This window comes from Amycolatopsis sp. GM8 (genome assembly GCF_021653975.1).
Classification (GTDB): Bacteria; Actinomycetota; Actinomycetes; order Mycobacteriales; family Pseudonocardiaceae; genus Amycolatopsis_E.
This window is the reverse complement of sequence record NZ_JAJKFK010000005.1, coordinates 182295-202635: the sequence shown is the minus strand read 5'-3', so window position 1 is coordinate 202635 and position 20341 is coordinate 182295. Positions and strand designations below refer to the sequence as shown.

Below are 20341 nucleotides of genomic sequence, written 5' to 3'. Positions count from 1 at the left end.
CGTGACCGTCTCGACCATGACTCCGAGCCCCACCGCCCAGACCGTGGTGGGGCTGGGAGCCGTTGCCGAGGCACAGATCGTGGCCCGGGCTTCTCAACCCGGCTACCGGTGGTGGCTCGCGCACGTCCTGCCCGCAGCCGCCTGCTCGCGGCCCGTCCGGCTCCGGCTCGAAGCCACCTGGGACGACGGCACCACCGAACGGCCAACCGACGACATGCCCGACGGGCGGCTGTACGTCGCCTGCAAAAACCGGCGCTCTTCCGTGTGCCCGGCCTGCGCGGAGACCTACCGCGCCGACACGTACCAGCTCGTCAAGGCCGGGCTCGTCGGCGGCAAAGGCGTGCCCGACACGGTGACCGAGCACCCGTGCTTCTTCGTCACCCTCACCGCGCCCGCATTCGGGCCCGTCCACACCCGCGTCGTCGGCTCCAACGGCCAGGTCCGGCCCTGCCGTCCCCGGCGCCACGCCCCGCTCTGCCCGCACGGCCGGTCGACCGAGTGCCGGATCCGGCACCCCGACGACGACCCCTCGGTCGGTGAGCCGATCTGCCGGGACTGCTACGACTACGACGCCCAGGCAGTCTGGAACTTCCACGCCGGGGAGTTGTGGCGCCGGACCGTGATCACCCTCAACCGGTACTTGGCCGCCGCGGCGAAAGAGCGGGGCGTCAAGGTCCGGCTCTCCTACGCGAAGGTCGCCGAGTACCAGCGGCGCGGGACGGTCCACTTCCACGCTCTGATCAGGCTCGATGGCGTCAACCCCGATGATCCGGATACCATCATTGCGCCGGATGCTTCGATCACGCCGGAGTTGCTGAGCAGCCTCATCGACACCGCTGCGACCGTCACGCGCTTCACCACGGCGTCCCACCCCCGGCATCGCACCGGCTGGACCCTGACCTGGGGCACACAGACCGACATCCGTCGGGTCCGGCTCAACGCCGGTGACCATGACGACCACGGTGTCCTCTCGTCGACCGCCGTGGCGGCGTACCTCGCCAAGTACGCCACCAAAGGCACCGAGGAAGCCGGGCACGTATCGAGGAAGCTGACCCAGCAGGCCGCCAACATCTACGCCGACCAGGACACCCACCAAGCCCGGCAACTCACCGCCTGCTGGTCCCTCGGCCAACGCCCCTGGTACTACACGTCGGAAGCCCAGCGCGAAGCCTGGGAAGAAGGCTGGGGCCGCCTCCAGAAGTGGGCGCACATGCTCGGCTTCGGTGGCCACTTCTCCACCAAGAGCCGCCGCTACTCGACAACGCTGACGGCCCTTCGCGCTGTTCGTCGGGCGTTTCGCCTTGGCGACGAGACTGGCCACCCTGACCCGGAATTGTCGGCCGATGCCGACATCGCGGGCGACGAATCTGCTGTGACGTTGAACTGGCTCTTCGACGGGGTCGGTTGGCTCACCATTGGTGATGCTGCCCTTGCCAATACCGCTGCCGCAAAAGCTCGCGAGCGCAAGCGAATCGCGCGCGAAGAGATCGAAGACAGCATTGGCCAGCTGGGACGTGAGTAATGAAAACGTATGTGGGAGTTGAAGAAGCGGCCGCGTACCTGCGCACGTCGGTCCGGTTCGTGCGGCGTTTGATATCCGAACGCCGGATTGCGTTCTACCGGGTCGGACGGCATGTTCGGCTGGCCGTCGAGGATCTCGATTCGTTTGTGCAGGCCGGGAAAGTCGAACCCATTGTGCGTTCCCGGTCGCGCGGAAAGGTCGCATAAATGGCGAACAAGAAAAATCACCGCCGCTTCGGGGCTGTGCGTGAGCTGCCGTCGGGGCGGTGGCAGGCGCGGTACCTCGGGCCGGATGGGTTGATGCACCCTGCGCCAAACACGTTCCCTGGAAAGCGGGACGCGGAACAGTGGTTGTCGGTTATCGAGTCGGAGATTCTGCGGGGCGAATGGTTGGACCCGGAATTGAGTCGAGTTCCCTTTGGGGAGTACGGGCGGAACTGGCTCAGGGAAAGGAAAATATCGCAGCGGAGCCGTGAAGAGCACACGAGCGTCTGGCGCAACCATGTGGAGCCGTTCCTCGGTCGGCACCGGCTGGATGCGATCGGTCCAGAGACAATCCGGCGGTGGCGGGCCGAACTACTGGAGAATGGGCGTTCCGAAGATCGGACGGCCAAGGCGTACCGGTTGGCCCGATCGATGTTCTCGACGGCCGTCGACGATGGGCGAATAAAACGCAACCCATGCCGGATCAAGGGCGCCGACCAGCATCGGCTCCTGAGCGGCCACATGCGTCGATCTCCGAGGTGTATCGGCTGGCGGACGTGATGCCGCGCCGATACCGGTTTCTCGTGCTGCTCGCGGCCTTCTCCGGACTGCGGTGGGGCGAACTGGCTGGGTTGAGGGTCCGGGACATCGACCGAAAGAAGATGTGCGTCCGCGTTTGGCGGAAGGTTGCCCAGATGAAGGACGGTGAGTTGGTCGTCGGGCCGACGAAGTCCGCGGCCGGCGTGCGCACCGTGGCTCTGCCGCAGTTCCTGGACGAAGACCTGGCGGAGCACCTTCCAGAGTTCGCGGAGGCGGGGCCGGACGGCCTCCTGTTCACCGGCAAGCATGGTGGTGTGCTTCGGCGGGGCAACTTCCATCGGGAGACCGATTGGGTGCGCACGGTGGTCAAGGCGGGGCTGCCAGCGGGCTTCCACTTTCACGACCTGCGGCACACCGGCAACCAGATGGCCGCAGAGGCCGGGGCGACTACCCGCGAGCTCATGCAACGGATGGGCCAGAGCACCGTCCGGGCGGCGATGATCTACCAGCACGCCACGAGCGTCCGGGACCGGCAGATCGCGGATGAGCTGAACGCGCGAGTCGAGCAGTTGCGGGGAGGTGAGCGACGATGACCCGGACGATGGGGCTGCAGGCGTCCTGGCCTCGGTCGGTTAATGGCACGTTAATGGCACGAATGAGGCAAGCGGCAGCCCTCATGATCGAGAACCACCGCTCGGAAACCGCTTCTGACCTGCATGTTCGTGCTGGAGCGGGCGACGGGAATCGAACCCGCGTAGCCAGTTTGGAAGACTGGGGCTCTACCATTGAGCTACGCCCGCGTGCACCTCGGTGACCGTGGTGCACAGGCAGTTTAGCGGGTCAGGCTAGAGTGATCGCAGCGCCCCGCCGGGCGTGACCGGGATGTGGCGCAGCTTGGTAGCGCATCCGCTTTGGGAGCGGAGGGTCGCAGGTTCAAATCCTGTCATCCCGACCAGCGGTAGGTCTGTGACCTGCGGAGACCGGGGCACGGCCAGATGATCGGCCGTGCCCCGGTCTCAGTTTGGGGCTCAGTTGCGCCGCTTAGACGGCCTTTGGAAGCCCCGCCGTGCCATCGTCGCCCTGGTCATCGTCCGCCGCGAGTTCGCCCTCGTTGAGCACGTCGGCAAGCAGCGCGAGCAGGGCCTTCCGCTGCTTGTCGGTGAGCCCCTTCGTGGACTTGCCCGAGGTCTCCTTTCCAGCGGCGGCCCATAGAAGCCCCTCGACTTGGCCAGCGATGCCGAGAATGACTTCATCCGGGACGTGCACGTAGCGCTTCGCCACCGACGCTTCGCCCCAGCCCATCACCTCCATGATCGCTGGTAGCGGCACCTTGAGCACGAGCAGCATGGTCGCGGCCGTGTGGCGGGCGTCGTGCAGCCGAGCGTCCCGAACGTTCGCCTCCGCGAGCAAGCTCTTCCACTCGTCGTGATCGGCGCGTGGATCGATCGGCCGGCCGGTGGGCTGAGTGAATACCCAGCCGTCCTCGTGCCATTCCGTACCGGCGTGCTCGCGTTCGGCGTCCTGCGCTTTCTTGTGCTCTCGCAGCGCTTCGAGCAACGGTTTAGGAATGCCGACCGTTCGCTTTCCGGCCCGTGATTTGACCTCGACCTCCCGCAGTCCGCCGCCGTGGCGTTTTGGGCAAGCCGCTGCATGACCGGTGCAATTCGGCGGGCACACCGGAGGACACGGTTTCTTGTGTCGCGTACACGTCGGCCTGCACGGCCTCGTTTTGTGAAGCACCTTCCCGCATTCGTGCGGGTCGTCGCAACCGTGCTTCCACTTATGCCGCTGGAGTTGTCGAGGTGTGTGCAGAACACCCGCGTCCAGATCGACGCGCGACCATTTCAAGCCAAGGGCTTCACCTTTCCGCAGCCCGAGCGAGAGCGCGACGGCGAACCGCACGCCATTCCGACGCTTGGCGGCAGCGGCGAGAATCCGCTGTGCCTCTTCGACCGTGAACGGGACAATCTCGTCCTCATCGATTCGCGGGGCCTTCGCGAGCTTGGCCACGTTCTTGATGATGTGGCCACGCGCCATCGCCACGAAAAGGGCGGTCTTGATCGTGCGGTGTACCTGGTGCGCGGTCCCTGGCTTACCACCTTCCGCCATAATTCGTGCGTAGAGCTTTTCGAGGTGATCCGGCTCTAACCGGTCGATTCGGTGGGCTCCGATTCCCGGAATCAGATGCTTGTAGACGGCCGTCCGATACCCGGCGAGTGTGGTGTCACGAACGGACGGAGCGGCCACGTTCTCCACCCAATGCCTTAGCCACTTTTCAACGGTCCCCGGCCGACCAGGATTACGAACCTGCCCGCTTTCCCTTTCGCGTTCGAGTTTCCGCACGGCGTCGATGACGTCAGCTTCCTTCTTTCGCTTGACGTGACGCCGGTCCGGTTTTCCGTCGTCGCGGACTCCCATTGTCACGCGACCGTGCCACAACTTGTCATATTCGCTGTAGTAGATGCTCGACGCGCCATTCGGTGCGCGTTTTCCTTCGGTTCGTTTCTTGCGCGGCATTCGTCAGGTCCCCCTTTCAAGCGGCTTGCTGGTCGGTAGCGAGTTGCTGGACGTAGGCCGCGAGCGCGGCAGCTGGTACGCGGCGAAGGTGGCCGACGCGGACGCTTGCAATGCGTCCGGCCTTGATGAGGGTGTACATGGTGGTGCGGCCGATGCTGAGCGCCTGGGCGGCTGCTTCGACGGTCAGTAGTACGCGGCCGGGGTTGGTGTGTGGCGTGTCCATCTGGCGGTGCTCCCGTGGGTCGTGCGGGCGTGTGGACGCGGTGATGGCACGGTCTTCTCCTTTCGTTGGCGCACCGGTTTTTGGGCGCGCGGAAGCCCGAAACGGGTGGGTGGGTGGCGGGTGCCTGGCGGGGTGGATCGGGCGGTGCCGGGTGGATTTCCACCCGGCCTCCCACCCGGTGCGGGCACCCGGGTTGAACTGCGGGGACGCCCGAAGGGTGACTGGGGTGGCCAGGGTGGATCGGCCCGGCCGGTCCCCTCGGGACCCCGGTTTTCGCGGGTTCTGGGTGTGTCGTGGCGGGGCGACGCTAGACGCTAGGTGCCTGGTCGTCGGGTGTTCGGGACGCTAGCGGGCATGCTAGGTCTAGCGTCGGGCGCCGCTCGCGCCGTAGTGGAACGCTAGAGGCTCCCGGCCGGTGTCTGCGGCGGCTGGTGTGGCGGGTGTGGGCATGCGCCTCCTGACGGGGTCTAGGTGGCTGGTCAGCGGGGCCGTGGGGGTCTAGGGGTGGGGTCTAGGTCTAGAGGCGCCCGGGTCTAGACCTAGAGTGACAGCGCGGTCGAGAACGGGGCGGGTTAGTTAGCTCGCGCCGCTGTCCCGAGAACCCCGGTTTCCAGGGCTGGCAGAGGATGGTCTAACCCGTGTAACCCACCTAACCCGGCTAACTTCGCGCTGGTCAGGGAGAAGATCGGCCGGGTCAACCCCGGAGTTAGAAATCTAACCCGCTCCCGGCGACCTAACCCGGGAGTTAACCCGTCTCGGCGGGCCCCGACCGGTCACGCAGTGTGACGTTCGTCCCGCTCTCTGGGTTAGGGAGGGAATGGCCGGGTGCCCCCCGTATCCGCGTTTTTCGGGGGTCGGACGGGCCGTGTCGGACACGCCTCCCTTGGTCCCTTGGATTCCCTTGTGCAGGTCAGCGCTAGGGAATGCGGCAGGGAGGCGGCGAGGGAAAATTCCCTTCGACTCTCGCGGTTCCCTGGCGATTCCCTGTGCGGACGGTGATGGCGGATACGGGGGTGAGGCGGGCCGACCGGGTGCCGTACGGGATGTCCGAAGGTGACGCGAAGGCGTCGAAGATGACGGGGTTTTGGGAATGGTGGCGCCTTCGTCACCTTCGGCGTCATCTTCGGTCTGTGGCGAGTATGTGACCGTGGTGCGGGTGGTGGCGTGCGGGAAGTGACGAAGGTGTTGGTCTTCGGATCAGGCGTCATCTTCGCCACCTTCGTCACCTTCGGGGGCCGGGAGCCGCCATTGCCATCCGCCGCGCATCCCGTCCTTGTGGGGCTTGGGGATCTTGAGTTTCTTCTTCGCGCGGCGGATCTGGGACTCACTCCACCCGCCGGCGGCCTTGCCCTGCTCGAAGATCTCGTTCACCTCAGCTGATCCGCCCGCGGCGGCGAGGTAGTCCCTCAACCACTCTGCGACCTCGCCCGCGTCCTTGGTCTCGTCCTTGCCGCCAGGGGCTTCGTCCAGGAGATCGTTGACGTGCACGTCGGTCTCACCGAGCATGACGAGTTGTCCCCACTGGGCGGGGCCTTCCTCGGTCTCCAGCTCCACGGAGTCCACGCGGTAGCGCAGGGAGGGCAGGTCCAAACGACCGAGGTTGTTCTTGACCTGGGAGATGACGGCGGTGCCGTCGTCGGTGGTGTTGTCGCGAGCGAAGGCGATGGCGGCGCGGGCGACGGCGGAGAAGGCGCGGCCGCCCATGATGCGGGAGAGGACGTCAGTGCCGGTGGCTTTGTTGAAGTGCGCCAACCCGAACACGGCACAGTCGGTGCGGTCGGCCAGTTCGGCGAGGGGTTCCAGGGCGCGGCGCAGGTCGGCGTCCTGGTTGGTGTTCAAAGAGCCGTCCACAGCGGAGATGAGGGGATCGACGATGAGCAGTCCGATGTCGTGGCGGATGATCTCCGCGCCGAGGGCGTTGCAGTCCACGGGCAGGGACAGGGGGACGTGGTGCCCGGTGATGTGCTCGACTTCGACCCGGTACACGCGCTGCATGTCGGCTCCGGCGACGACCAGGCGCCCTGCCAGCGTGCGTTCCCACGAGTCCTCGGTCGCGGCGTAGATCACACCCTTGGGTTGTCCATAGTGGACGCCGGGGAGTTCGCCGCGGGTGACCCGCGCGGCGAGCCAGGAGCAGAAAAGGGACTTGCCGATGCCTTCCCGGCCGGGGCCGATCGTGAGCGCGCCGTGGGGCATGCGGCCGTCCCAGAGCCAGAACGTCGGCCGGAGCCGGATACCCGCGGCCGGGGTGAGCTTCACCCGCCGGGCACCGTTCACCGACCCGTCGTCGGGCGTGGGTTCGTGAACCGGCTCGCTGGGGGTGTTCACGGGCCGCAGGTGCCGGTGGTCGGCGTGCGGGGAAGTCACGATCGATGCTCCTCACGACAAGGCGTTCGTGAACGGGTCGAGTCGGGGGTGGGATCGACCCTCAACCACCCTCGACCCATGCAGGTCAGCACGGTGTCGTCGAGGAGTGGTGATCCGTCGCGCGCGGCCGTAGCCGACGCGTCAGGCGGATCGACGAATCGAGGGTCGATCCCGGGTGGCTGGTTGGGCGTCCCGGCCCTGCGGTCGCGTTCAACGCCACGGACCAGGGTCTGTGGCGGGCGGTTCGAGCCGCCGGGCCGGGGTCAGTTAGCGCCGTCGCTGCCCGGCGGTCGTCATGCCGCGTCCGCCAGGTCACGACAATCTACGGCTGCGCAACTGCGCGGGTGCGGCACGGCGTTCAGCGCGGGCGCCGTGCCCTGCGCACGCCGGCGACGGGGCGGGCGGGGTGGTTGTGCGATGGCGTGGAACGCGTCCAGCGCGGCGGCGGACACCATGAGACGGCCGTTGACCCGGTGCGCGGTCAGCCGCTGATCCTGGATGGCGGTGTGCAGCCCCCGCGCGGACCGGCCGGTGCGGATGGCCGCCTCCGCGATCGTGTACAGCACCGTGCCGGCTGCCGGTTCTGCCCGCTGCTGTGCGGGTACCTGCGGCACCAGGTCGCGGCGGAGCCGCTTGACTGCGGTGTAGCAGTTGTTGTTAACCGCGCTTTCGGTGCACTCGCACAGCGTGGCCACTGTGGACGCTGGCAAGCCTTCGAGGTACCGCATCTGCACACACCGACGCTGTGCCGCGGTCAAGCCGTCGAACGCGGCCGCCACCTCCGAGGACAACTTCGCGTCCGCCGAATCCTGCTCAGTCGAGGACCCATCGCTCGCGTCGCGCTGGATGCGATCGGTCTCGATGCTGACTGCCTGCTGATCAAGCCACCAGCTCCGGCGGTGAGCATCAAGCACCATCTTGGCCACAGCGATCAGCCACGCCACGAAAGGCTTGTCCTCACGCCGCTGGTACGTGCCAACTAGCGACATCGCCTTCAGGAACACTTCCTGCGCCAGTTCCTCAGCGTCATCGTCATTGCGCACCCGCCGCTGAAGCCACACCAGAACACGCCGATAGAACCGCCGGTACAGCTCGCCGAACGCATCCCGATCCCCCGCCTTGCTCGCCAAAGCCACAGCGTGGACCTCATCCTCGTCGTAGTCATCCCACGCCATCCGGGGCGGAAGCCCACACACCCACGCCGTCATTCAGGCCACCTCCCCCGCCACGACATCGGCCTCAACGACCGGGGCACCCTCGACCACGTACGCCTGGTACGCGGCCTCAGCGCAGGCGTTGACGTAGACGTTCGCGGCCGTGCCGGTGATCCGGATCGTGCCCTTACCAGTGCCGATCTTCAGCGCGTCCAGCTTCCCGGACTCAATCGCCCGGTAGATGGTCGCCACCGAGACATCTAGGGCCTCAGCAACCGCCTTGACCCGGTACATGCGGCTATCCTCGAACTGCATCGTGACTCCCAGCGTTTCGATGTCCGCCCCGGCCGGTGTTCCAGCACTGGTCGGGGCTTCCTGCTTGGTGCCGGGGATTCCGGCGACAAGAGAGACGTTAGACAGCTCTGCTAGTGAAGTCAAGCTAGCTCTACTAGCAGTCTAGAGAAAAGGTGTTGGTTCACCTAGATGGCCTAGCTGTTGTGCCCGTATCCTGGCTCGCATGGATGAGCTCGAAGCACTTGACCCGGAAGATCCCCGCCCCCCGTTCCAGCAGGTAGTGGGCGTGCTGCGCGCCGCCATCCTGACTCAGAAGCTCCAGCCGGGAGACAGGCTCCCGTCGTTCGCCGAACTGGCAAGACATTTCAGCGTGGCTCCAATGACGGCGCAGAAGGCGGTGGGCATCCTTCGGGACGAGGGCCTGGTCGTGACGCGCCAGGGGAGAGGCTCCTTCGTTCGACAGCGCACGGAGCGGTCTGTGGGCTTGCGACCGCACGTCGAGCAGATCTTCGAACAGGGAGACGTCTCCATCGACTTCGCCGGGTTCTCCGGCGAGACCCTGTACGGCGTGGTAAGCGAACCGCTCGACAAGATCAGAGCCGGACGCCTTCAGCCGTCAAGCCTTCGCTTTCGGATCTTGCTGCCGGACCTTGCGCAGCCGATCGGTCTACCAGCTCCCGTCGCCGAAGATGGCGATTCCGCAGCTGTTCGGGCACGGACCGAGAGAATCGCCCGTCGGTCGATTCAGGGACTGGTCGATGCGGTAGAAGAACTGGCCGCCCTGGGCCTCATCGATTCGGCAACCGCGCAAGTACGGACCTATCATGCCGCTCCACTTTTCAAGCTTTTCATCCTTAATGGATCTGAAGCGTTTTTCGGCTTCTATCCGGTTGTCCAGCACTCGGTAGCTATCTCGGGAAGGCCAGTGGAAATATTCGACCCGATGGGGAAGGATGCGGTTTTGTTCCACTACGCGACGGCAGACGACGAGACCTCGACGAACTCACAGTTTGTCGAACAGTCGAAGAAGTGGTTCGACAGCGTGTGGGATTCAGTCGCGAAGGACTTTACGGAGTGACTACGGACGCGCGTGGCTCGGTTGTCGAGATGCTGCCACGGGCAGATGTCGTGCTCTTCGACTTTGACGGCCCAATCTGTGACGTATTCGCCACTGTTTCGCCGGAACGGATAGCTCGGGATCTTGAGAAGAGGTTCGGAAGGAAAATCGCAACCGATGATCCGCTTGATTTTCTGAATAGATGGCAAAAGGAATTGACTCCCCGCGCTGTAGAAGACGCGCTCATCGAGGCTGAACTCGTCGCCGTCGAGGGCTCTATTCCAACCGTTGGCGGCATAGAATCAGTGCACGCCGCGATCGAAGCCGAGAAGCGGGTGGGGATCGTCAGCAACAACGCGGGAGCGGCAGTGGAGCGGTTTCTCGCACGCGTTGGGCTGGCCGGTCAGGTATGGCCGGTGATCGGGCGCGCGTATCGAATGCCGTACCGAATGAAGCCTCATCCGTGGCCGTTGACAACGGCCCTGGATGCGCTGGCCGTACGACCCGAAGCCGCAGTCTTCATCGGTGACTCAGAGACCGACATTCAGGTGTCGCAGAACTGTGGTGTGCCCTGCATCGCCTACGCAAATAAGAACGGCAAGCGAGAGCGGTTCGAGGCGGCTGGCGCAGTCGTAGTGGACAGCATGTGGGAGATCCATGCCGCGATTCAGGCTCACGTCTCTACCGCCGAAGGTGACGCTCGAAGGTGACGGAGGTGGCCACCTTCTCCAAGCCGCGTCATCTTCGTCATCTTCGTCATCTTCGGCGCCGCGCGGCACGGCGAACCGGCCCTCGCTGGGCGCGGCGATTAGAGCGCTCGGTAAACCGCGCCGCGCGGTGCCACACGCACAACCGTGACGATCAGTCGGTTGTCCTCGATTGTGTAGACCACGCGGTAATCCCCGATACGGATTCGCCACAGGTCTGACGTGCCAGTGAGCCGGACAACGCCGTGCGGGCGCGGATCATCAGCCAGAGCGGCAATCTTGCGCAGGATCCGGGCACGGACGGGGCGGTCGAGGCGGTCAAGCTCCTTACGTGCCGCAGGACGCCATTCGATGCCGTACGGGTCGCTCACCGCTCGTCGGTGTCCGGGTAGGCGGCAAGGTCATCGGCGTATTCAGCCCAGACTTCAGCCATCGGGATACTCGGTTCCGGGTCGGCCAGCGCCGCGCGGGCCGCGCGGATGTCGTCGGCATCTTCCAAGGCTTCGAGTGCACCGGCTCCGGCCGTGGCAACGTCGGTCGGCACGATGGCCGCGATCGCCTCGCCGTTGCGGGTCAGGTACACCACCTGCCCATCAGCGGCAGCGTCTACCGCCTCCGCAGGTGCACCCGCGTGCGGAGGTAGCTCGAAGTCGTGGGCCGTGCTCATGGCATTCAGGATACGGCCTGCGAGCGGCGTCGGACAGGCCATGTGACGGGCGGGGCGGCAACCGGTCTCGCCTGTCACCGCGTCATTTGCCCAGCTACGGAGCCGGATCGACCTGTCACAGGGCCTGTGACGGGTCGAGACGGCTGGAACAGGAGCGGGGTGCCCGTGGACTCTTGGCCGTCTGCGTCACGCTGAGAGCCAGCAAGAGGCCGAAAAACGCGGCCTCAGATGGCCGCACAAGCGCTGTCCGGGGTACTTCGGTGTGATCGCACGCTGGAAACGGCATGCGGCGACTCAGCGACCCGCCGCCGATGCTCGTACCTGCGCGGGCAGGGGCTCAAATCGGGGCTCAGTTCAACCCCGTACGGACCGCCCCAACTGTTTCAGCAATGGCTCTGACCAGGGCAAACGTACTCGTTCACACGACCCTGAACGTGATCTCCGGGTCTTTGGGAGCGGAGGGTCGCAGGTTCAAATCCTGTCATCCCGACAACGAGACTTTGACCAGCGATTTTCCCCCTTTTTGGGTCGTCGGATGCGGCCCGGGAGCTAGCGCGGCGCTCAGTGACACTCCGCTTTGAGAGTTGATCTATGCCAATTTCAACGCTGCCGCCTGCGCCCGAGCCCTATCAGACGTTGATCGATGAGTGGGCTCGGTCACTACGCGCCGAGAACAAATCACCCCGCACCATCCGCACCTACACCGATGCGGCGCGGTGGCTGCACATCTGGCTCGCCGATCCCGTGGCACCGCCGGAGGAGGACGACCCGCACGCGTGGTTCGCGGCGCTCGCCGACCCGCCGGAGGAGGCGGCTGGTGTCACCAAGGGGCATGTGCGGGACTGGCTGGCCTGCCGCCTGGCCACCACGAGTCCCGGGAATGCGATCCCCTGCACGACAACGACAAATCCGCGTTCCGCGCCTTCATCACCCAACGAGCTGCCGCACTCGAAGATCTCCGCTGAGTCACGTCGCCCGTCCGCGTGCACCCTGCCGCGCGGTGAAGTGACGGGCAGGAGCGGGACGTCAAGCGACAGCCGGGAAGAATACGTGCATGACGGCTGCTGGTCTGGAACGCGCACGGCAGGCCCTGCGCCGGGATGATCCCGGCGCGCTGGTCGGTGAGCGGGAGTGCGTCTGGCTCGACGTGAAGGACGGCATCTACCCGCTGGGCCAGCCCAAAGGCGCCGAAGAACTCGCGAAGGACGTGGCGGCCTTTGCGAACACCGCCGACGGGGGCTTGCTCCTGGTGGGGTTCAGCACTCGCAAGGAGCACGGCGAGGAGATCGTCGACGCGCTCAACCCGGTGCCACGGAAGCTGATCGACCTCGACAAGCATCGCCAGATCATCGCCACCAGGGTGTTCCCCCCCGCTGCGGCACGTGGCGGTGGACTGGATCTCGTGCACCGACGAGCTGGGTGTGCTGGTCATCGACATTCCCGCCCAGCCGCGCTCGAGCCAGCTGTTCGCCGTGCCGGCACCGAACGGCACCACCGAGCCGAGCAAGATCGCCGTCGGCGTCCCGATCCGGCGCGGGGACGGGACCACCTGGCTGCGCCCGCACGAGATCCAGCACTTCGTCGGGTTGGGCTGGGTGAACTCCGGCGACGAGATCGCCAAGCTGGCCGCTGCCGTGGCCAGCATCCAGGCCCCGCAGCGCGCCGAGGAGCCAGCGCACACCATCGGCGGCGGGGAACCGGGCTGGAGCGGAATATTCCAAAAGGCGGTCGGCGACCTCGCCGGGCAGGGCCTCGTGCTGGGCGAGCCGGTCACCGACGTCGACCCGATCGGGCCGGGGGTGGCACAGCACTTCGCGGTGCCGGGCGAGCCGTCCGGCTGGGTGCTGTGTGCCCAGCCGAAGTACCGGCCGGTCGCCGTCGCCGAGGAGATCTGGCAGGCGTTGCAGGATCACGGCAGCGGCGCACCGGACGGGGACGCGCTGGCCGCCCTGGGTTTTCCCGCCGGCGACGCCACCGCGACCGGCGTCATCGACCGGCACGCCACCGAAGTGCCGTTGTCCGGCGGCCGCTGGTGCCCCGGTCGGCTGCTCCGTGATCGAGGAGGGCACGGCTGGCGGTGGGACCCCGATCCGATCGCCACCACGACGACGTCGGCCGCGACCCGCAACTGGACCGCCGCGGCGACGCCGCCGCAGCTGCGGGCGCGGGTGCTGGCGACCCTGCCCTGGGACGACCTCAGCGGCGTGAAGATCACCCCGGACCGGCTGAACGCGCTGCTCCCCGAACTGCCGATCAGCCAGCTGGCCGGGTTCACCACGAACCTGTCGCGTCGCCGCGGCCGGGACCTGCCCGCCGGCACATGGGGCATGGGCCCGAACGACAACGCGAGCGACGGGCTCAGCTACGCCAGCGAGATCACCGCGCCGGACGGGGAGATCGCGCTGTCCGCCGAGGTGATGATGACGCTACCGCCGGCCGCGCGCAGTTCCGCGGTCATCACCTGTGCCGAGGTGCGCGTCGAGAACTTCGACGCCTGGGCCAGGGCCCTGCACGCAGATCCGCGGCCGGACCTGCGCTGGACGGCGGACGATCTGCTCGAATTCTTCGTGGCGGCCTGGGAGACCGCGACCGAGCTGCTGCCCCGGCTGATCCGGAACCCCGCGGCGGCGTCGCGGTGGAGCGGGGCGCCCCTGGTCGAGTTCTCGGTGTGCACCGAGCAGCGGCACGACCAGGCCGGCGGCCAGCTGGTGCTGCGCGACGTCCTCGACCTGGAGCCCTTCGGGCCGAACGGGAAACGGGGCGGCGAGCTGCCCGGGCTGTTGGTCTCGCTGCCCACCGTGCCGGGGCTGGCTGCGGACACCCGGCGCAGGCGAGCGCGGTCAGCGCTGGTGGACATGGCGCACAGTTACGGGTTCATGCAGGTCCGGGAGGACACCTTCTGACCCTGGCCGTGTGTCACGGCGACGCGGGCGCCCGCTGGACGAAGGCGCCGGTTCGCTGCCCGGTCATGTCCGCGATCACGAAGCGGTACTGGGCAAAACGCGCGGCGATCCGCTCGAGGACCGGCACCAGGTCGGCGGAGGCGTGCACGACGGCGCCGACCTCGTCGTACCAGCGCACCTCGCCGTCGACCAGGCGGGCGGAGACCAGCCGGGCGGTGCGGCAGCTCCAGCCGGTGCCGTGCGCGGCGAGGAGCTGGTCGACCTCGTCGGGCTGGTGCTGGACAAGGTGAAGTCGAAGGCCCGCGATGGGTACCAGCGGAACATTCAGGTGATGACTACGGCGGTCGTCTGCCGGGGCACCGAGGCCAAGCGCGCGTTCGAGCAGGTGGTCGAGGAGGGCGGCTGGGGCGCGGCCGGGAACGTCATCAAGATCGCTGGTTCCGGGGCGGGCCGGTCCTTCGACCACGCCGTGAAGAAGATGCGGGAACGGCTCATCGCCGGCTGGGGCGGTTATCCCATCGTCGGCACCCCGAGCAACTCGGTGCCCTGAACGAAGCGGGTGTGCGGGGTATGATCGTCGAGCTCGAAGGCGGGCCTGTGCCACTGACCCCCTCAGGAGGCAAACGGACGCTGCCTGCTGGACCGTTCGGGTCAAGCGCGACCGGCGAGAGCGGGTGGAGCAAGATCCTGTTCGCACCGGCATGGGCCGGTTTGGGTACGTTGCGGATTTTGGGGAGTTCAGCGTGAGCAAGTGGTGGGGGATTTTCGTTGTCGCGGGCGCGTTCGCTCTGGGGGCGGCGGGCTGCTCCGGTCCTGCGGCGGGACCGTCGCTGCCTACTCCGGCCGGCGAGACCGCGGTGGCGGGCGCGACGTCGACGACCCCGCCGAAGCCGTACCTGACCTCGACGCCGACGCTCGAGCTCAACGACCGGACGACGAAACCGGGCACGAAAATCAAGTTCGGCGAACAAGCCGTCGTGCCGTTCAACAGCATGTACGAAAAGGGCCTGCTCGGGATCACCATCACCGTGGACAGCGCGCCCGCGCCCGACGCCGACATCGACAACCTGCCGCTGAAGGACGAGGACAAAGCAAAACTGCGCGGGAAGATGTTCTTTTTCGTGCGCGTCAAAATGGTCGACATGGACGGCGCGAACTTCAAGGAGATCTTCCCGCCGACCCTGTTCCCCCGGACCCGCAGCGGCGGTTTCCCGGGCGTACTGATCGGCGGCGCGTCGACGGACGTCACCGGGTGCGAGAGCGAATCCATGGCCCCGAGCGACTTCTCCACGCCGGGCGCGGTTTTCGAACAGTGCGAACTGTTCTTCGGCACGTCTTCGGACCCCATCGTGGCGGTCGCCTATGCCCAAAAGCCCTATGAGGACACCTCGAGCCGTGAAGTGACCTGGCGCAAATAGCACACCACCGCCGTCCGGGCCACCCGACCGGTTCCCGTCGCCGGCCGGCACCGGCACCGCGACGGTGAACCGCAAGGTGATGCTGCCGAGACAGATCCCCGACAGCCGGATGATGCTGGTCCCGAGCACCGCCCCGATCGGGACGGACACAGCCAGCGCGGCCAGCGGCGACGCCCGCACAGCAACACACGTGGATCGCTGAGCAAGAACACCACTTCCCTCGTCCCTGCCACCCGCACCTGGGTTTGGTCAAGTCATTTGGCCCAGTTGTCTGCGCCAATTTCGGCCCTGCCGGTTTGGTGTGTGACATCGTCGGCTGGTGAACGGTGAAGAACGCGAGGTCTCCTTGCCGGAGTCTCTCTCCTTGGTTGAGGCTTTTCGAGCGGCGTACTACTTGGCGGAGCAGTATGTGGCGCTTGAGGCAAACCCCGACGCCGGGCTGGTGTTGTTCTTGCAGTACTTGAACAGCGATCCGGCGAGGTCGGACGACTGGAGGCAAGCGGTCCGGACGGCGCTCTCCGACGGAGGTGCCGCGAGCCCGCTCACGTAGCGGTCCCGTCGCGTGGTGTGACGCTGCTTCTTCGGCGCGTTTTTGTCCTTCAGCAGCCAGTCGTCGATGACCGCCGCATAGGGATCGATCGCTGGCCGCGGCCGGTCCGGATAGGTCTTCCCCGGCGGCGGGACCGCACCGGCCAGCGCCTGGCGGACCGTGCGCCGGTGGACGTGATGTCGCTCGGCCAGCTCCCGGATCGACAGATCCTCGTCCCGCTAGTCCCGCCTGATCTTCTCGAACAACTCCACCCTCGACCGCGCCGTCCCGAACCTCCCCGCCGCCGACATCGAGGGCCGCTTCCGGAGCGCGACGGGCAGTGCGGCCGGGCCGCGCATGGAGATACTGGCGCGGTATTCGGGCTCGTCGGTGAGCACGGTGAAGTCCGTGCGGGCGCAGAGACGGTCGAACACGATGGCGCTCTCTAGCCGGGCCATCGGTGCGCCAAGGCAGAAGTGTGAGCCGTGACTGAACGCGAGTTGTTTGGGTGGCTTGGCACCGGAAAAACGGGTCACGTCAAGACGATCGGGGTCGGCGAAAACCTGGGGATCACGGTTGGCCGAGGCCAGCAGCAGCACGAACCCGGTGCCGCGCGGGAGCCGCTGCCCGGCGACCTCGACATCAGTCAGCGCGACCCTGGTCGGGAACGGCACGGGGGTGTCGTAGCGGAGCATTTCCTCCACCGCAGCCACCGGATCGACCCGTAGCGGCACGATCTCCTGCGGATTCCGGTGTAGCGCCAGCACTCCGCTCGAGATCAGGTTCATCGTGGTCTCATGCCCGGCGACGAGCAGCAGCACACCGATGTCGGTGATTTCCTTGACCGTGAGCCGATCCCCGCTTTCTTCAACGGCGACGAGGCCGCTCAGCAGGTCGTCGGCCGGGCGCTCGCGCCGGTATTCGATGAGGCCGCTGAAGTAGTCGGCGAAGTTGTCCACCGCCACTTGCCGGGCCTTTTTCTCTTCCTCGGCAAGGACCGTGTCGGGGTCGAGGCCTCGGCTGATGTCGTGCGTCCAGGCGCCGAACAGTGCGCGGTCGGCCACCGGCACTCCGAGCAGTTCGCAGATCATGGTGAGCGGCACCGGATACGCCAGCGCCTGCACGATGTCCACCTCGCCCGCCGCGAGCGCCGTGTCCAGCAACTCATCCACGAGCGCGACGACCCTGGGGCGCAACGCTTCGACAGCGCGCATCGTGAACGCCTTGCTCACCAGCGACCGGAGGCGGCCGTGCTCCGGCGGGTCGAGCAACAAGAACGAACCCGGTAGCGACGCCGGGTCGACGCCGGGCCGGAACGGGTTGATCCCGGCGGTGTAACCGTGGCCGAAGTCGGGATCCGCCAGGATCCGCGCGCAGTCGGCGTAGCGGGGAACGAGCTGCACCCCGGACTCCGTCGGATGCAACGCACCGGTTTCCCGCAGCGTCCGGTAGATGCCGGTGGGGTCGCTCCGCAGTGCCGGGTCGAAGACGTCGATCACTGCCGCGCCTCGAACCGCACCGGCAGCTCGGCGAGACCGCGCACGATCAGGTTCGGCTTGTACCGCGGTTCTTCGGTCAGCAGTGTCATGTTGCCCACCCGCTTCAGCAGTTCGTGCAGCAACACTTCCATCTCCAGCAGTGCCAGCGGCGCGCCGAGGCAGTAATGGATGCCGAGGCTGAACGCGAGATGCCGGGGTGGGGGATTGGTCCGGTCGTGGTAGCGGGCCACGTCGAGCCGTTCCGGATCGACGAATGCCTCGGGGTCGCGGTTCGCGGCGTTGATCAGCACCACGACCCCGTCGCCTCGCTGGAACTCGTGCCCGGCCAACGTGATCGGCTCCTTCGCCGAGCGGGTGGTCATCTGCACCGGCGGTTCGTAGCGGAGCAGCTCGTCCACCGCGCTCGGCACGTACTCGGGATGGGCGCGCAGCCTCTCGAACTCACCGGGCTCGCGCATGAGCGACAGCAGCCCGCTGCCGACCAGATTCACGGTGGTTTCGTGCCCGGCGACGATCGTCGTGACGCAGGTGGTGAGTAGCTCCGTCTCGGTGAGCACGTCACCGCGGTCCTCGACCGCGGCGAGCGCGCTGAGCAGGTCGTCCTCCGGCTTGGCGCGGCGGATGTCGATCAGTTCCCGGAAGTATCGCTGGAACTCGCGCGACGCGGCACTGCGTGCGGCGTGGGCTTCGGAGGTCATCAGCGCGTCCGGATCGAAGCCGCGCGCGAGATCCTGCGACCACTTCTGCACCGCGCGGTGGTCGGCGGCGGGGACGCCGATCAGCTCGCACACGATGGTGAGCGGCAAGGGGTAGGCGATGAGATCGATGAGGTCGAACTCGCCTTTGTCCAAGGCGGCGTCGACGAGTGCCACACACAGCTGCTCGATCCGCGGCCGCAACCGGGTGACCGTGCGCGGGGTGAACGCCTTCGACACCAGCGTGCGCAACCGGGTGTGGTCGGGCGGGTCCATCCACAGGAACGACGTGGGCAGCTCCTCGGCGGCTTCCTCGGCGGAAACGCTGGGATGCAGCTGCCCGGCCTCGTCCGCGTGGCTCCACGCGTTGTTCTGCAGCACGGCCGCGCAGTCGGCATAGCGGGTCAGCACATGCAGGCCCAGCGGTGTGCGGTGTACCGGGCCCGCCTCGCGCAGGCGGCGTGCCGCGGTATAAGGATCGGGGCGCTTCAGGAACAACTCCGCCATCGCCGCTTCGGTCGTCGCAGTGTCCATAGTGGACTCATCTCCCTTGGTCGACGGTTCGTGACTGTGCGCCCCGTGGATGAACGGACCCTGAACCGCCGCCGAAGAACGCGCGATCCGCACGGCATGTCAATGACGCGATAGGGGCTGCCGTTCTTCGTTGCCAGCCGCTGACCGCTGACCGAAAGTAGGCAGCGGAGGTGGTGCCCGATGCGACAGGCCGTCGTGCTGGGCGCGAGCATCGCCGGACTGCTTTCGGCGCGTGTGCTCGCGAGTGTCTATGACCGGGTCCTGATCGTGGACCGCGACGAGATCTCCGGGGCCGCCGCCCGCCGCGGCGTCCCGCAGGCCCGGCATCTGCACGGCCTGATGGAGCGTGGCCGGGCGATCCTGGAGGAGTTCTACCCTGGTCTGACCGCCGACCTCGCCGCCGAAGGCGCTCCCACCACCGAGGTGCTGCGCGGATCGCGGTGGTATCTCTCGGGCCTGCGGGTGCGGCCGACCGACACGGGCCTGATCACGTTGCTGGCGAGCCGCCCCATGCTGGAAAGTGGCATCCGTACTCGCACCCTCGCACTGCCGGGCGTCGAGCTGCGAACGGGCTGTGCCGCGACAGGGCTTGTCGGCAACGAGCGCATCACCGGTGTTCGGCTCGCCGGGGGCGAGACCGTGTCCGCCGATCTGGTGATCGACGCGACGGGGCGGGGTTCGCGCGCGCCCGACTGGCTCGCGGAATTGGGGCACGAGCGGCCCGCCGAGGACCGGATCGACGTCGATCTCGGCTACGCCTCGCGGACCTACCGTCGCAAGCCCGAGCATCTCGATGGTGACCTGGCCGTCGTCGTGTCCACAATGCCCGGGTTCCGCGGCGGTGGCGCGATCACGCTCGAGGGCGATCGTTGGCATGTGACGCTCGCGGGCATGCTCGGCGACCACCCGCCGACCGATCCCGACGAGTTCGAGCGTTTCGCGGCGACGCTGCCCGTCCCGGACGTGCACGAAATCGTGCGCGAAGCCGAACCGCTCGACGACCCGGTCCCGCATCGGTTCCGTGGCTCGCTGCGTCGCCGTTATGAGAAGATTTCCCAGCCGGTGCAAGGTTTCCTCGCGATCGGGGACGCCCTGTGCAGTTTCAATCCGTTGTACGCGCAGGGAATGACGGTGGCCGCCCAGGGAGCGCTGGTGCTGCGCGATTGGCATGCCGATCCGCGGCGGTTCTATCGCGAGGCTGCCGCCGTGGTCGATGTGGCGTGGCAGATGTCCACCGGATCCGACCTCCGATATCCGGGTGTCGAGGGGCCGCGCTCGGTGCGCGGCCGGGTCGTCTCGGCTTATTCGCAGCGCGCGCAGGTCGCCGCCCACCGCGATCCGCTCGTCGCGCGTACGTTCATGCGGGTAGCCAACCTGACTCTCCCGCCCACGGCGCTACTCGCGCCTGACGTCGTGGTGCGTGTTCTGCGAGCACGACCGCCAACGCGCTAGTGTCGTAGGTCGTTGATTCTGCTGCCGATCTTCGGCGTGTTATGGGTGGCGTCGTTGTCC

Annotated in this window: 21 protein-coding genes and 2 tRNA genes; 13 read left to right on the top strand and 10 right to left on the bottom strand. The window is 67.0% G+C overall.

Annotation, left to right across the window (positions count from 1 at the left end):
• Position 1: 1 nt before the first annotated feature.
• From LOZ83_RS24410 to LOZ83_RS24395, 4 genes are read left to right on the top strand one after another with little or no spacing between them, the layout of a single operon-like run.
• Complete coding sequence (locus tag LOZ83_RS24410; RefSeq protein WP_236793874.1) at positions 2–1522, top strand: replication initiator; 1521 nt, start codon at positions 2–4, stop codon at positions 1520–1522.
• A complete protein-coding gene (locus LOZ83_RS24405; RefSeq protein WP_236793872.1) occupies positions 1522–1728 on the top strand; it encodes an excisionase family DNA-binding protein in 207 nt (68 codons plus the stop codon). The genes LOZ83_RS24410 and LOZ83_RS24405 overlap by 1 nt, the downstream gene beginning before the upstream one ends.
• The gene (locus LOZ83_RS24400) at positions 1729–2286 is read left to right on the top strand and encodes an N-terminal phage integrase SAM-like domain-containing protein (RefSeq protein WP_236793870.1); all 558 of its coding nucleotides are present in this window, start codon (positions 1729–1731) and stop codon (positions 2284–2286) included. It abuts the gene before it with no gap.
• Positions 2202–2858 carry a site-specific integrase gene (locus LOZ83_RS24395; RefSeq protein WP_308190291.1) on the top strand — a complete coding sequence of 219 codons (657 nt, stop codon included), beginning with the start codon at positions 2202–2204 and terminating at the stop codon, positions 2856–2858. The genes LOZ83_RS24400 and LOZ83_RS24395 overlap by 85 nt, the downstream gene beginning before the upstream one ends.
• A 133-nt stretch (positions 2859–2991) precedes the next feature.
• Here LOZ83_RS24395 and LOZ83_RS24390 read toward each other — a convergent pair.
• Positions 2992–3065, bottom strand: a tRNA-Gly gene (locus LOZ83_RS24390).
• A gap of 78 nt (positions 3066–3143) precedes the next feature.
• Here LOZ83_RS24390 and LOZ83_RS24385 point away from each other — a divergent pair.
• Positions 3144–3220, top strand: a tRNA-Pro gene (locus LOZ83_RS24385).
• Positions 3221–3306: 86 nt separating this feature from the next.
• Here the strand turns inward: LOZ83_RS24385 and xerC are convergent.
• From xerC to LOZ83_RS24360, 5 genes are all read right to left on the bottom strand, one after another.
• On the bottom strand, positions 3307–4782 hold the full coding sequence (gene xerC / locus LOZ83_RS24380) for a tyrosine recombinase XerC (protein WP_236793868.1): 1476 nt from the start codon (positions 4780–4782) through the stop codon (positions 3307–3309).
• Positions 4783–4798: 16 nt separating this feature from the next.
• Positions 4799–5005 (bottom strand): helix-turn-helix domain-containing protein, encoded by a 207-nt coding sequence (locus LOZ83_RS24375; protein WP_236793866.1) that lies wholly within the window; start codon positions 5003–5005, stop codon positions 4799–4801.
• Between the two features lie 1197 nt (positions 5006–6202).
• Positions 6203–7372: an AAA family ATPase gene (locus LOZ83_RS24370; protein ID WP_236793864.1), complete on the bottom strand. Its 1170-nt coding sequence runs from the start codon at positions 7370–7372 to the stop codon at positions 6203–6205.
• Positions 7373–7665: 293 nt separating this feature from the next.
• Entirely contained in the window at positions 7666–8580 is a 915-nt protein-coding gene (locus LOZ83_RS24365; RefSeq protein WP_236793862.1) for a sigma-70 family RNA polymerase sigma factor, read from the bottom strand.
• On the bottom strand, positions 8581–8841 hold the full coding sequence (locus LOZ83_RS24360) for a helix-turn-helix domain-containing protein (RefSeq protein WP_236793860.1): 261 nt from the start codon (positions 8839–8841) through the stop codon (positions 8581–8583).
• A gap of 202 nt (positions 8842–9043) precedes the next feature.
• Between LOZ83_RS24360 and LOZ83_RS24355 the strand changes: the two genes are divergently transcribed.
• Positions 9044–9898 carry a GntR family transcriptional regulator gene (locus LOZ83_RS24355; protein ID WP_236793858.1) on the top strand — a complete coding sequence of 285 codons (855 nt, stop codon included), beginning with the start codon at positions 9044–9046 and terminating at the stop codon, positions 9896–9898.
• Complete coding sequence (locus LOZ83_RS24350; RefSeq protein ID WP_236793856.1) at positions 9895–10587, top strand: HAD family hydrolase; 693 nt, start codon at positions 9895–9897, stop codon at positions 10585–10587. Before LOZ83_RS24355 ends, LOZ83_RS24350 begins: the two co-directional genes overlap by 4 nt.
• A 98-nt stretch (positions 10588–10685) precedes the next feature.
• On the opposite strand, the gene LOZ83_RS24345 is transcribed toward LOZ83_RS24350, so the two are convergent.
• Both LOZ83_RS24345 and LOZ83_RS24340 read right to left on the bottom strand, forming a co-directional pair.
• A complete protein-coding gene (locus LOZ83_RS24345; RefSeq protein ID WP_236793854.1) occupies positions 10686–10955 on the bottom strand; it encodes a type II toxin-antitoxin system RelE/ParE family toxin in 270 nt (89 codons plus the stop codon).
• Positions 10952–11251 carry a hypothetical protein gene (locus tag LOZ83_RS24340; protein WP_236793852.1) on the bottom strand — a complete coding sequence of 100 codons (300 nt, stop codon included), beginning with the start codon at positions 11249–11251 and terminating at the stop codon, positions 10952–10954. Before LOZ83_RS24340 ends, LOZ83_RS24345 begins: the two co-directional genes overlap by 4 nt.
• Before the next feature lie 591 nt (positions 11252–11842).
• Here LOZ83_RS24340 and LOZ83_RS24335 point away from each other — a divergent pair.
• From LOZ83_RS24335 to LOZ83_RS24315, 5 genes are all read left to right on the top strand, one after another.
• Positions 11843–12355 carry a hypothetical protein gene (locus LOZ83_RS24335; RefSeq protein WP_236793850.1) on the top strand — a complete coding sequence of 171 codons (513 nt, stop codon included), beginning with the start codon at positions 11843–11845 and terminating at the stop codon, positions 12353–12355.
• Positions 12356–12633: 278 nt separating this feature from the next.
• On the top strand, positions 12634–14154 hold the full coding sequence (locus LOZ83_RS24330) for a hypothetical protein (RefSeq protein ID WP_236793848.1): 1521 nt from the start codon (positions 12634–12636) through the stop codon (positions 14152–14154).
• 10 nt (positions 14155–14164) lie between these two features.
• Positions 14165–14704 (top strand): hypothetical protein, encoded by a 540-nt coding sequence (locus LOZ83_RS24325; protein WP_236793846.1) that lies wholly within the window; start codon positions 14165–14167, stop codon positions 14702–14704.
• Between the two features lie 193 nt (positions 14705–14897).
• Positions 14898–15572, top strand: a complete 675-nt coding sequence (locus LOZ83_RS24320) for a hypothetical protein (protein WP_236793844.1) — start codon at positions 14898–14900, stop codon at positions 15570–15572.
• Between the two features lie 319 nt (positions 15573–15891).
• Positions 15892–16122: a hypothetical protein gene (locus LOZ83_RS24315; RefSeq protein WP_236793842.1), complete on the top strand. Its 231-nt coding sequence runs from the start codon at positions 15892–15894 to the stop codon at positions 16120–16122.
• 218 nt (positions 16123–16340) lie between these two features.
• Here the strand turns inward: LOZ83_RS24315 and LOZ83_RS40500 are convergent, their stop codons facing one another.
• Together LOZ83_RS40500 and LOZ83_RS24305 are read right to left on the bottom strand one after the other, a co-directional pair.
• Positions 16341–17600, bottom strand: coding sequence for a cytochrome P450 (locus LOZ83_RS40500; RefSeq protein WP_236793840.1), 1260 nt, complete (start codon positions 17598–17600; stop codon positions 16341–16343).
• Entirely contained in the window at positions 17597–18829 is a 1233-nt protein-coding gene (locus LOZ83_RS24305; RefSeq protein ID WP_236793838.1) for a cytochrome P450, read from the bottom strand. The genes LOZ83_RS40500 and LOZ83_RS24305 overlap by 4 nt, the downstream gene beginning before the upstream one ends.
• A gap of 180 nt (positions 18830–19009) precedes the next feature.
• On the opposite strand from LOZ83_RS24305, the gene LOZ83_RS24300 reads away from it, so the two are divergent.
• Positions 19010–20281: an NAD(P)/FAD-dependent oxidoreductase gene (locus tag LOZ83_RS24300; protein WP_236793836.1), complete on the top strand. Its 1272-nt coding sequence runs from the start codon at positions 19010–19012 to the stop codon at positions 20279–20281.
• Positions 20282–20341: the final 60 nt, after the last annotated feature.